Raw genomic sequence first — 12,705 nt, forward strand, 5'->3', positions numbered from 1 at the left:
ATATTACTTGTCTACCTCACGCAAAGTATCGCCATTTCCATACTTGGCTTTGCATGAGACGTTGCAGTGTCCGGCAATTGAATTATAATCGCCATTTAAACACCTCCTAATATACCTTTTGTATTTTATTATATGATAAATCTCTGCTCCTTGCATCTTCATACTTTTTAAAGCATGAAATTACTTAGTTTGATATAATACTTTTTAGTCCAATCCAAAAATATAGTGAGGTTGCTTTATGAACAAGAAAATAATCATTACAATCATTACATTATTCATTATTACTGTAGCATTATTTGGAACATACAAATTGATGAACGCAAGAAGTTTTCAATTGTTTGGAGATTTAACAAACCGAGTAGAAACAAATGAAAAAGTGATTGCTTTAACTTTTGATGATGGCCCTACTAACAATGTAAAACAAATATTACCGCTACTAGATACATACAATGCAAAAGCTACATTCTTTTTAATCGGTAATGAATTAGAGAAAAACCTATCGTTAGGAGAAGATATCGTACAATCTAGACACCAAATTGGAAACCATACATACTCTCATAACAGAATGGTTTTTAAAACACCTTCTTTTATTAAAGAAGAAATAGAAAAAACGAATGCATTAATCCGCCAAACAGGATATACAGGTGAAATTGATTTTAGACCACCTAACGGTAAAAAGCTAATTGGTCTGCCCTATTATTTAAATAAAAATAATATCGAAACAATCACATGGGACCTTGAACCTGATACTTTTTATAAATCTGCGGACGATAAAATTGAATATGTTGCTAAAAACGTAAAACCAGGTTCTATCATTTTACTGCACTCTATGTATGATGAGTCTAATGAAAATTTACAGACCATTGAAGGTATTTTAAACTCATTATCTAAGAAGGGCTATCAGTTCGTAACAGTAAACGAACTGCAAAAAAGAGCAAAATAAAAAGGTAGCATATCATAAAACGATGCGCTACCTTTCTTTTTAGATAATGCCAAGTACATTTAAGAATACGATAATAATCGCGATTGGTGCGATAAAGCGAAGTAAAAACAACCATAACACGAACAGTTTATAACCCTTATTTTTACTTACCCCAAGCTCTTTCATTAATACATCTTTCTTCATTTTTAAAGGAACGAAGATAGAAACTAATAAAACACCAAGTGGCATTAGTACGTTACTAACTGCATAATCCGCTAAATCAAAGACTGTCTTTCCAAAAATCTTCAGATCACTTAATATACCAAATGATAATGCTGATGGTACTCCAACAACGAAGATTAATAACCCTACGATTAAAGCCATTTTTTCACGTTTCCCTTTACCTTTTGCAGTTAAAGATGCAACGCTAATTTCTAACATCGAAATTGCTGAAGTAATAGTCGCAAAGAAGAATAGTAATAAGAAAACGATGAAGAATAATTTCCCGAATGCCATTTTACTAAAAATAGCTGGCAGTACGATGAATAATAGTCCCGGTCCTTGTGATGGTTCCATTCCAAATGCGAACACAACTGGGAAAATTGCAAGTCCTGCAAGTAATGTAATCACAAGCGTTAAAGCTACGATAGAAAATGCTGAACGCGGTAAACTTTCTTCTTTCGGTAAGTAAGAGCTATACGTTACCATAACAGCTACACCGACAGATAGGGAGAAGAACGATTGCCCCATTGCGTATAAAATGACTTCTGATGTTACGTTTGAGAAATCAGGTTGTAAGAAGAAACGAACCCCTTCTCCAGCACCGTCTAATGTAAGTGCCCGAACGATTAATACAAAGAATAAAACGAATAGTGCTGGCATGAAATATTTATTTACTTTTTCCACACCATTTTGTACACCTTTACTTACGATGAAAATAGTAATAAGGATGAATAATAGCTGTGATCCAACTGCTAAATACGGATTGGAAATGATTTCACCAAACGTAGCTTCGTATGCTCCATTTCCTTCCCATAGTCTACCTGTAATTGCATTCCATAAGTATAATAAAATCCATCCGCCTACAACACTGTAGAAAGAAAGTAGTATGAAACAAGTTACAATTCCTAATTTCCCTAACCATGGCCATAATGTTTTTGGTGCGATTTCTCTATATGCATCAACAGCCTCTTTTTGTGTACTTCTTCCGATTACGAATTCAGCTAATAATAGCGGTAAACCAATTAATAATGTGAAACCGATGAAAATAAGGAAGAACGCGCCGCCCCCTCCAATTCCGGCCATATACGGGAATTTCCAAATCGCCCCTAGACCAATTGCTGAACCTGCTGCAGCTAATACGAAACCTAATTTCGATGTCCATTGCTGTGAATTCATTTATTAATCTCCTCTCTATCTCTTTTTCTTTATTACAATTCGGTATTTATATTGTTCTATCCATACTCTTTTCTAATACGTTCACTTCCTCCCTACTAATAAAAAACGCCCCTACGTAAATACGTAGGGACGACAAAAATATCGCGGTACCACCCTAGTTATGAAGATACACCAAAGTTAGGACCTAAATAAAAAACGTCCCTACGCAAATACGTAGGGACGATAAATTATCGCGGTACCACCCTAGTTATGAAGCCACACCAAAGTTAGGACCTAAATAAAAAACGTCCCTACGTAAATACGTAGGGACGATAAATATCGCGGTACCACCCTAGTTGTGAAACAATCTTCACCACTTTATTTGATAACGGTATAAACTACCGTCTTTCATTTCCTCATAATGTGAGATTTATGAAAGATGCTCCAGGACGAACTTCATGAATAATCTATATACTGATTCACACCAACCATCAGCTCTCTGAAATAGGGAGATATTCACTACTATACCCTTTCATTGCCCAAATATTATTTTCCGAATTGATTACTATCATTTTTATCACACATTAAAAATAGTGTCAACTTATATTTTGAATTTTTATGAGTACTTTCTTTTATAAAATTCGAAATATGACTTTTTAAATGAATAGTATTAGAACATTTATGGTTTATACTGTATTAACTTCGCTAACGGGTTTATAGTAGTATACGATGAATGCAAGACAGCACGAGTAGGAGGAAAGAATTTTGTCTACTTCAAAAGTTTTAAAAGGTACTGCTTTATTAAGTGGTGCAACAATGATTTCACGTATATTAGGTTTTATATACTTCTTCCCTTTTCAACTATTAGTCGGAACACAAGGTGTCGCTTTATATGGATATGCATACTCTTGGTACGGTATTTTATTAAGCTTCTCAACAGCTGGTATTCCTATTGCCGTTTCCAAATTTGTTGCAAAGCATAATGCGCTTGGTGATTATAGTACAAGCAAAAAATTATACAACTCTAGCGTAAAATTAATGTTGTTTATGGGCTTTTTAGGGTTTTTAACTTTATTTATTGGAGCACCGTACATATCACAATTTATTATTCGCTCAAAAACGCCAGATCCACAATTTATTGCTGACGTAACACTTACGATGCGAGCATTAAGTTTCGCACTTATTATCGTACCAGCTATGAGTGTTACACGTGGTTATTTCCAAGGTTTTCAACATATGAAACCAAGTGCCGTTTCTCAAGTCGTAGAACAAATTGCGCGCGTTGTTTTCATTTTAGTTGGTAGTTTTATCGTCTCAAAACTATTAGGAGGTTCAGTCGCCTCTTCTGTTGCAGTTGCTACGTTTGGCGCTGTTATCGGGGCACTTGCCAGCGTTTCGATTTTAATGATGTACTGGAAAAAATATAATAGATTAAAACCTCCCGAAGGAGAATTAAAATCAAGAGCATCGAATATCCCGTTAAAAAATATTTATATGGAATTACTTCGATATGCAATCCCAATTGTATTTGTCGGTATTGCCATTCCGCTCTATACGTTAGTAGATCAATATACTGTAGCTGATGTCCTTAGAGCGATGGGAGAGCGGTTAGAAACAGCGAATGCAGTGTTCGCTTATATAACGAACTATGCCCAAAAGTTAATTATGATTCCAGCTTCACTTGCAACCGGATTCTCATTAACGATCATTCCAGCTATAACGAAATCTTATACAAGCGGGAAACTAGAAGAATTACAAGAACAAATTGCAAAGATATTTCAAGTCTTGTTATTCTTCACTATCCCAGCTGCATTCGGTCTTGCTAGTATCGCTTATGATGCATTTCGTATGGTTTATGTAAATCCTGAAATTGCACTTGGTGGATCACAATATTTAATTTCATTTGCACCTTCTGCTATATTAAGTGCGATTTTCACAGTTTCAGCAGCTATTTTACAAGGAATCGATTATCAAAGAAAAACGATGATTGCTTTCTCAGCCGGTATTCTCGTTAAAGTTTTAGTAAATACACCGCTCTTACATTTATTTGGCGGACACGGTGCTGTACTTGGAACAATTCTTGGATACCTCGTTTCCAATGTTATTATGTTGTACTGCATCATTAAGTTTGCGAAATTTAAAATTGGCGAAACAGCAAAAACAGTACTCCTTATCATAATTTACTCCGCAGCAATGTCTGCTGTTGTAATTGCATTAAAAGCAATTTTAAAATGGTTAATTCCTGGACAATCTTATATCGAATCACTTCTCATTGTTGTTATATGTGGCGCTGCAGGAGGGATTGTTTACCTTTTATTCGTATTAACAAGCGGACTCGCTTCACATATTCTCGGTGATAGGATTCAGCGATTACCCGTACTAGGTAAATTAGTCAAATAAAAATAAGGGATGTAACTCATTGTTACATCCCTTATTTTTTACTTCGCATATTGAATATGTTTTTGTTGTTCCGCAATATGTAATTCTGGCGCATGTTGTTCTACTAAATGTAATAGCTCTTCGATTAACACCTCTAACTCCTGTACACTATACTCCGGTTTCCCTATTAACGTATTCGCCATACGCTCATATAAGTTTTCAGGCTTAATACTCATTCGTTCCACATTATTCGGCATCCATTTAAATGCAGGGTGATGCACATACATTCGGTTTAAACCAAATAAGACCCCAAATATATTCCTTTGTACTTCACAAATAACATCATATAACATAAGCCAGTCTTTTCGTTTTAAAAGTGCCTCTCGATTATGCCAGCGATTGCTTAACCAAAGATTTTCTGAAATCATCCGTTCCGCAAGGTCTTCTGGATATGCTACCACCCTATCTTTTAATTCATTCACTTTCTCTTCTCCATACAAACTAACACCGTCATGAACGGATGATATGATACATTGTTTTTCATAACTTATATCATATTGATCCACCACATCCGAAATAACTTTCTCTACTGTTTCTGTTAAAAAGTTACTAATCTCTAATTTAATTCCCTCTTTTGTCAAATATGTTTCCGACCATTCTTCTTCCTCGTAAGGATGATATGACAAAATCACTCCACCAATATGATTAATAGGCCCTTTACGATCCTCATCCTCTGGTGGCGTTGACCATAATATATGTAATTCTATATCTGAATGTTCATCTTCTAACTTTCTAGCTACTGAACCCGCTAAAATAACAGCCTCCACTTTCGGATTCTTCCTATAAACCTCCGACATTTCTATCGCTTTCTCTTTTAATCCCACTTCATTTCCCCCTATAAATGCAGTACACCCTTACTTTTTCATTTATCTATTTCGATATTGCGCATTACATTCCCTTTTCAAATTCCCACTAAATCATATTTTTACCCAATAACGCTGAACAATTTCCCCAGTATGAGAAGAAACTACTTCATTTTCTAAAACACCGCCAACCTTTTGAATCGTTTTAACCGAAGCAATATTAGCTTTATCGCAAGTTATTAACACTTTCTGCAATCCTAACTTTTGTGCTTCATATAATGCGAGTTTCAATTGTTTTGTCGCGTAACCTTGGCGACGTTTATTCGGATGAACACTATATCCAATATGACCACTTTCCCGTAATAATTCTTGGTTTAATCGTTTTCTAATATTCACAAAGCCTATAAGTTCTCCTTGTTCAACACTTAAAAATTGACTAGAAGGTACTCGATTATCTTGTAAGTTTTCTCCCAGTTCCTGTTTACTCACTTTTTCAAACCATTCATCAAGTGCAGCAAAATTTTGTAAAGAACTACTGCCATGTGGTTGTTCATCCGCATGTAAAAATGCCTCTCGATACTCCATAATTAGTTCGCTATATTCATTTGTCGGTTTTAATAGTTTCATTGTGTTTCTCCTCTCTTAATAACCTATAACAAACCCCTTAATAGCGCTATTTCACCATTAAGGGGTTTCTATCATTTTTATTCAAATAATCCCATACTCAAATAACGCTCACCTGTATCAGGTGCAATACATAAAACTCTTTTACCAACGCCTAATCGTTTCGCTATCATAATTGCTGCGTAAACAGATGCTCCAGACGATGGCCCAACTAATAATCCTTCTTGTCTAGCTAATTTTCTCATTGTCGTTAAAGCCTCTTCGTCTGCGATTTGAATAATTTCGTTATACACTTCTGTATTTAAGTTTTTCGGGATAAACCCTGGACTTGTTCCTACTAGTTTATGAGGACCTGGAACACCACCTGATAAAACGGGAGATCCTTTCGGTTCTACTACTGCAATATATAAGTTTGGTAGTTTCTCTTTTAACGTTTCCCCAGTCCCTGTAATCGTCCCACCAGTTCCAGCTGTTGCTACAAATGCATCCAGCTTACCATCCATTTGTTCATAGATTTCAAGTGCAGTCGTATAACGATGAATATTTGGGTTTGCTGGATTTTCAAATTGTTGCGGAATAAAACTATTTGGGATTTGCTTTTGCAGTTCTAATGCCTTCGCAATTGCTCCTGGCATTCTTTGTTCTGCTGGTGTTAAAACTACTTCTGCGCCGTATGCTTTCAATAAATTTATACGCTCTTTTGACATATTATCTGGCATAATTAAAATCGCTTTATATCCTTTAGCAGCTGCATTCATCGCTAAACCGATTCCTGTATTACCACTTGTTGGCTCAATAATTGTATCACCTGGTTTGATAAGACCATTCTCTTCTGCAACGTGCAATAAATTATAGGCAGCACGGTCTTTCACACTGCGTGACGGATTAAACATTTCTAGTTTCACATACACATCTGCTGCATCTTCTGGAATAAATTTAGATAATCGGACGACAGGTGTATCTCCTATTAATTCTGTAACATTTTCACATAATTTCATAGTGCATCCCCTATTCTATCGTTTTCTTATCACTTGGTAATAACCAAGAAGTAAGACCAATTAATGGTAGACAACTACATAGTAGCATAATAAATTGTAAACTATATATGTCAGCCAATTTCCCAAGGACTACAGAACCTAAAGCGCCGAGTCCAAACGCAAGCCCTACAATTAATCCAGATACCATTCCTACTTTTCCAGGAACAAGCTCTTGCGCATAAACAACAATTACACTAAAACTACTTGAACTAATAAAACCAATACATAAGAATAGCGGTACGACCCATACGAGCGAAACGTGAGGTAATAAAAGTGCAAGTGGTGCCGAACCTAGCATTGAAAATACAATAATTGTTTTCTTTCCAAATCGATCTGCTAACGGTCCACCAAAGAAAGTTCCTAATACACCGGCAATCATAAATGCGAATACGAAATACTGGGCATTTTTTATAGATAAACCGTAATGTTCAATTAAGTAAAATTGATAAAAATTCCCGATACCAGCACCGTACCAAGAACGTACAAAAGTAAGAAAAACAAGAAGTATAATAACAAATTTAATATGTGTACTTACTATGGCATTTTCAGCCTCAAGCGCAGCCCTCTTCTTTCTTCTTACAGCACCAGTAGCTAATTCATTCCTATACCAATTTGATACGAATATTAATAATACAATTCCTACCGCTGCAAATGCGGTAAAACCTAAAGAGCCAATTTGGCCGAGTGGCACGAAAATTAACGCTGTAAAAATAGGCGCTAGGGAATTCCCTGTATTTCCTCCTACTTGATAAATCGCTTGCGCTAAACCTCGTTTTGCACCGGCTGCCATATAAGCAACTCGAGCCCCTTCTGGATGAAAGACTGCGGAACCTAATCCGATAAATAAAACAGAAATAATAACAATAATAAAGTTCGGTGCAAATGCAAGTCCAATCATCCCAAGCATACTCGAAAACATACCGACCGGTAATAAAAATGGTGACGGCTTCTTATCAGAATACATACCAAAAACCGGCTGCATAATCGATGACGTCATATTTAACGCAAACGCAATCCACCCTACTTGCATATAGGATAAATTCATCGTTTTTTCCAAAATAGGAAACAACGCCGGCACAACTGCTTGCATCGAGTCATTTAAAAAATGACCGAAACTAATCGCAAATAGTATTCGATATATCGTCGGTGTTTCCATTGTATTTTTTTTCGAAACTGCCTGCATATATGAATCTCTCCTTCCTGTACAAAATATATATTTATTACAGTAGGTGTAATAAATTCTGACTTTTGAAACATTTCTATTCTATACTGGTTTCATTTCTTTTTCCAGAAATATCACTTCTCACATAATATATTTTTTCTATACGTTTTATCGGATTTATTTATAGAAATTTTCTATATTTTCTTTTATACTAGGACAGAGATGAAGGAAGGGATGACAACTATGAAGAAAAAAACTAAAGGAATCGTTGCACTCTCAATCACATTATCTATGTTTTTAACAGCATGTGGTCAAAAACAAGAGGCAACAACTACCGGGGAAAAGAAAAAAGAATCTTCAAAACAAGTATTAAATATTGTAGAAGCTGGGGAAATTTCTACACTTGATTCGTCTATCGCAACCGATGGGTTTTCTTACGCTGCATTAAACAACGTAATGGAAGGATTATATATGCCTGGTCCTGACAATAAACCCGTTCCTGCAGCAGCTGAATCACACAAACTGAGCGAAGACGGAAAAACATATACGTTTACATTGCACGATTCAAAATGGTCAAATGGTGATCCAGTGACTGCCCATGATTTTGAATATGCATGGAAACGGGCCGTAAATCCAGAAACTGCTTCTGAATACGCACATATTATGTTCGATATTAAAAACGCTGAAAAAATAAATAAAAAAGAATTACCAATTGACTCATTTGGTGTAAAAGCAATTGACGATAAAACGTTAGAAGTACAGTTAGAACACCCTGTTCCATACTTTTTAGGTTTAATGGGATTTGCGACATTTTATCCTCAAAACCAAAAAGTTGTAGAAGCGCAAGGAAAAAATTACGGACTTGAAGCTGCAAATGTGGTTTATAACGGGCCGTTCCAATTAAGTGAATGGAAACATGATACAAGTTATAAAATGACAAAAAATCCGAACTACTGGGATAATAAAAATGTGAAGTTAAATGAAATTAATGTAAATATCGTAAAAGATACTTCCACAGCCGTTAATTTATTTGAAAGCAAACAAGTAGACCGAATTACGATTAATTCAGAGTTTGTTGATAAATATCAAAAAGATCCGAGCTTAAAGAAAATGGAACGTCCTTCTATGACATTTTTCCGATTTAGCCAAAAGAATCCTTTATTAGCAAACAAAAACGCTCGAAAAGCTATTTCGCTTGCTTTTGATAAACAAGGAATCGCAACAACAATTTTAAATAATGGTTCTATACCTGCGAATGCATTCGTTCCGAAAGGATTTGTAAAAGGACCTGATAATAAAGATTTTCGCAGTACAAGTAATGTAAAAGTAGAAACAAATGTGAAAGAAGCTAAAACACTATGGGAAACTGCGAAAAAAGAAACAAATTTACAAAATGCTTCTCTCTCAATCATAACAACTGATGAATCTAACGATAAGAAAATTAGTGAGTTTTTAAAAGGTGAACTGGAGAAAAACTTACCAGGATTAAAAATCACATTACAGCCCCTTCCAGTAAAAGCATTTTTAGACCGTGAAGGAAATGGTGACTATGACATCTCACTTTCTACATGGGGACCGGATTATCCTGATCCTACAACATTCTTAAATATGTTTGTCACTGACGGACCGTTTAATAAGATGAGTTATTCAAACAAAAAATACGACGAATTAATTGAGAGAACTAGCTCTACTTTAGCAACTGATTTACCAGCACGTTGGAAAGCGTTCCAAGATGCTGAGAAAATATTACTGGAAGATGATGCAGCTATCGCTCCAATCTTCCAATCAGGACTTGTATATTTAGAACGTCCAACAGTCAAAGGTGTTGTTATTCGTCCATTTGCAGGAATTTATTCTTATAAATGGGCTTCTATTACAGAATAAGAAAAAGGCGATCCTAACATATATTAGGATCGCCTTTTTTATTAAATCGCAAAACGCTTATACTTTTCGTAATCACTCGTCTTACATTCTACTTCTAGTTTCGTACCTTCGTTTTCATAACTCGTAGATAAAACGTGCGCATGATTATTGAAATAGGAAACTACCTGCCCTTGGTCATATGGAATTAACATTTCACACTTCGTATACTCTTTATAAATGTGTGAGCGAATCATTTCGACAAGCTCTTCTATTCCAATATGTTTCTTTGCCGATAAATAAACGCGTTCTTCTTGTACTTTCGGAATTTCAACATCTACCATATCTGATTTGTTATAAGCATAAATGGTTGGAATATTTTCTACTCCAATTTTCTTTAACGTTTCATTTGTAATATCAATTAACTGTTCATAATTTGGATTTGCGTAATCTACAACGTGAATAAGTAAGTCCGCTTCCGCTACTTCTTCTAACGTTGAACGGAACGCTTTCACAAGGTGATGCGGTAATTTGCTTACAAATCCAACTGTATCTGTTAATAAAAATGATTTGTTATCTGGCAAATCAATATTTCGTACAGATGTTTCTAACGTCGCGAATAACATATCTTTTTCAAATACTTGTTTTTCTTCTGTACCATTATAAATTTCAAGCATCGCATTCATCGTCGTTGATTTTCCTGCGTTCGTATAACCTACTAAAGCTACAACAGGAACTTCATTTTTCTTACGCTGCTTTCGCTGCGTTTGACGCTGGGCAACAAGTGCTTCTAGGTCTTTATTTAAAACTGAAATCTGTTCTTCAATTTTACGACGATCTAACTCTAATTTCTTCTCACCGACACCTTTATTTTTCGTACCAACTCCGCCGCTCTGTCTTCCTAATGATTCACGAAGCCCGATTAAACGAGGCATCATATACTGAAGATGCGCTACCTCAACTTGCAACTGCGCTTCTTTCGTTTTCGCACGTTGCGCAAAAATATCTAAAATTAATATGGTACGGTCAATTACTTTGCAATCTAAATCCGCTTCTAAATTTCGAATTTGAGAAGGAGATAATTCATCATTAAAGATTACCATATTCGCATCTACTTCATTTACATAGGCTGCTACTTCTTCAATCTTTCCTTTTCCGATATAATGGGACGGATTTACTCGTTGTAAATTTTGCGTCACTTGCCCGATTACCTCTACATCACAAGCTTCTGCAAGATTTGTTAACTCTTCCATCGAATACGCAAAGTCATCTTCATTACCTAAATTTACTCCAACTAAAACTGCTCTTTGTAATAATTCTTCCATATATTTATTCCTCCATTTCGATTACGTAAAATAAAAAACACAGGTCACTGCCTGTGTTTTCGTAAACGGATAAGGGTTCACCAAAGAAACAGGAGAAAGCTATACTTTCATCCTATCTCATAGTCAATAAGTCCCAAGATCATATACGTATCCACAATAAGTGTTCACCTATACAATCCCATTCTATTTATAAAGGCAAAACAAAAAGAGGGCGTATTCGTCCCTCCCTCTTTTTCACATATAAGCTTAATAAAGGGTTCCTTTAAAATAGGCAGACCAATCCCGTTCACTCTGTACACAGACAGAGCCTTTGAGCGCTATTCAATTATCGGCACAAAGTATTGAGACGTAATCTGATTAAGATCAAAGGAAGCCCCTCCGTTCATTTTAAGTTACATAAAGTGTAGCATAAGTAATTCGCTTTCACAAGATGAAACCACCTATAGAAACAGAAAGAAAATCCTTATATATTTACTTTAATCGTCATTTTTTGCGCGTTCTTCTTACAATAAAAATCACAAGAACTACTATTAGTAACAGACCTACAGAAAGAGTAACAACTTGCCACCAACTGAAACCGTTCAACATGTCATCTTTTAAATCGACTTTCTTCGTCGGAACAGATTCTTTTGCAATTTGACTTAAAGCCACTTTGTCCGCCCCTGCCTCATCTAATCTCTTCGTTCCACTGCAACTATGTGTGTATAATTGTTTTTCTGATCCTCTTTGAGAAGAATATACTAAGTACTCTCCTCCCTCTACAAAGTGAAACACACAATCCCCACCATTTGTATACACAATAATTTGCGAAGACGTTGTCCCTTTCCAAATTCCCTTCACTTCAAATAATACTTCAATCCCAATCCCTTCTTTCCTTCCAACCTCAATTACCTTCCCCTCAAATACTACATCGTTTTTTTGAAATGCATCTTCTGCTGATACGTTCATACAATCACAAGCATAAGATTTCTCTGGAAAAATAATGAGAATAAAGCTACAAATAATGAGAACAGGAAATATATACAAAATCCTTTTCAAGGAGCTCAACTCTCTTCATTATCAATTTTTAAAACTTATCGTATATTATTTTTACACCACTCACCAAATTCCTTCATAATAAGTTAAGCATTATCACTTCAATATAATAAAAGTCTTT

10 protein-coding genes and 1 other annotated feature are annotated in these 12,705 nt (G+C 35.5%); of the genes, 3 read left to right on the top strand and 7 right to left on the bottom strand.

Translation table 11 applies throughout. The features are described from left to right. Nucleotides 1–238: 238 nt before the first annotated feature. Nucleotides 239–943: a polysaccharide deacetylase family protein gene (locus MR115_RS26900; protein WP_242243320.1), complete on the top strand. Its 705-nt coding sequence runs from the start codon at nt 239–241 to the stop codon at nt 941–943. Between the two features lie 39 nt (nt 944–982). Here the strand turns inward: MR115_RS26900 and MR115_RS26905 are convergent, their stop codons facing one another. Beyond that, nucleotides 983–2,320 (bottom strand): sodium-dependent transporter, encoded by a 1,338-nt coding sequence (locus tag MR115_RS26905; RefSeq protein WP_001088193.1) that lies wholly within the window; start codon nt 2,318–2,320, stop codon nt 983–985. Nucleotides 2,321–2,621: 301 nt separating this feature from the next. Continuing rightward, nucleotides 2,622–2,844 (bottom strand) — a binding site (T-box leader). A gap of 220 nt (nt 2,845–3,064) precedes the next feature. Between MR115_RS26905 and MR115_RS26910 the strand changes: the two genes are divergently transcribed. After that, entirely contained in the window at nt 3,065–4,699 is a 1,635-nt protein-coding gene (locus tag MR115_RS26910; RefSeq protein ID WP_242243321.1) for a putative polysaccharide biosynthesis protein, read from the top strand. Between the two features lie 38 nt (nt 4,700–4,737). On the opposite strand, the gene MR115_RS26915 is transcribed toward MR115_RS26910, so the two are convergent. From MR115_RS26915 to MR115_RS26930, 4 genes are all read right to left on the bottom strand, one after another. Next, on the bottom strand, nt 4,738–5,562 hold the full coding sequence (locus MR115_RS26915; RefSeq protein ID WP_242243322.1) for a DUF4037 domain-containing protein: 825 nt from the start codon (nt 5,560–5,562) through the stop codon (nt 4,738–4,740). Nucleotides 5,563–5,655: 93 nt separating this feature from the next. Further along, the gene (locus MR115_RS26920; protein ID WP_242243323.1) at nt 5,656–6,168 is read right to left on the bottom strand and encodes a GNAT family N-acetyltransferase; all 513 of its coding nucleotides are present in this window, start codon (nt 6,166–6,168) and stop codon (nt 5,656–5,658) included. Between the two features lie 77 nt (nt 6,169–6,245). After that, on the bottom strand, nt 6,246–7,163 hold the full coding sequence (gene cysK / locus MR115_RS26925; protein WP_242243324.1) for a cysteine synthase A: 918 nt from the start codon (nt 7,161–7,163) through the stop codon (nt 6,246–6,248). Nucleotides 7,164–7,173: 10 nt separating this feature from the next. Continuing rightward, on the bottom strand, nt 7,174–8,385 hold the full coding sequence (locus tag MR115_RS26930; RefSeq protein WP_242243325.1) for an MFS transporter: 1,212 nt from the start codon (nt 8,383–8,385) through the stop codon (nt 7,174–7,176). Between the two features lie 222 nt (nt 8,386–8,607). Between MR115_RS26930 and MR115_RS26935 the strand changes: the two genes are divergently transcribed. Further along, entirely contained in the window at nt 8,608–10,248 is a 1,641-nt protein-coding gene (locus MR115_RS26935; protein WP_242243326.1) for a peptide ABC transporter substrate-binding protein, read from the top strand. Nucleotides 10,249–10,289: 41 nt separating this feature from the next. On the opposite strand, the gene hflX is transcribed toward MR115_RS26935, so the two are convergent. After that, nucleotides 10,290–11,549, bottom strand: a complete 1,260-nt coding sequence (gene hflX / locus MR115_RS26940; RefSeq protein WP_000391884.1) for a GTPase HflX — start codon at nt 11,547–11,549, stop codon at nt 10,290–10,292. Between the two features lie 483 nt (nt 11,550–12,032). After that, nucleotides 12,033–12,587 (bottom strand): cobalamin biosynthesis protein CbiN, encoded by a 555-nt coding sequence (locus MR115_RS26945; protein WP_242243327.1) that lies wholly within the window; start codon nt 12,585–12,587, stop codon nt 12,033–12,035. Nucleotides 12,588–12,705 lie beyond the last annotated feature (118 nt).

It is taken from the genome of Bacillus cereus group sp. BfR-BA-01309, assembly GCF_022664315.1.
GTDB classification, from domain to species: Bacteria; Bacillota; Bacilli; order Bacillales; family Bacillaceae_G; genus Bacillus_A; species Bacillus_A mobilis.

Bases quoted from the DNA above. Each gene is read 5' to 3' on its own strand.
- MR115_RS26900 (WP_242243320.1), top strand. From the start codon at position 239: ATGAACAAGAAAATAATCATTACAATCATTACATTATTCATTATTACT.
- MR115_RS26905 (WP_001088193.1), bottom strand. From the start codon at position 2,320: ATGAATTCACAGCAATGGACATCGAAATTAGGTTTCGTATTAGCTGCA.
- MR115_RS26920 (WP_242243323.1), bottom strand. From the start codon at position 6,168: ATGAAACTATTAAAACCGACAAATGAATATAGCGAACTAATTATGGAG.
- cysK (WP_242243324.1), bottom strand. From the start codon at position 7,163: ATGAAATTATGTGAAAATGTTACAGAATTAATAGGAGATACACCTGTC.
- MR115_RS26930 (WP_242243325.1), bottom strand. From the start codon at position 8,385: ATGCAGGCAGTTTCGAAAAAAAATACAATGGAAACACCGACGATATAT.
- MR115_RS26935 (WP_242243326.1), top strand. From the start codon at position 8,608: ATGAAGAAAAAAACTAAAGGAATCGTTGCACTCTCAATCACATTATCT.
- hflX (WP_000391884.1), bottom strand. From the start codon at position 11,549: ATGGAAGAATTATTACAAAGAGCAGTTTTAGTTGGAGTAAATTTAGGT.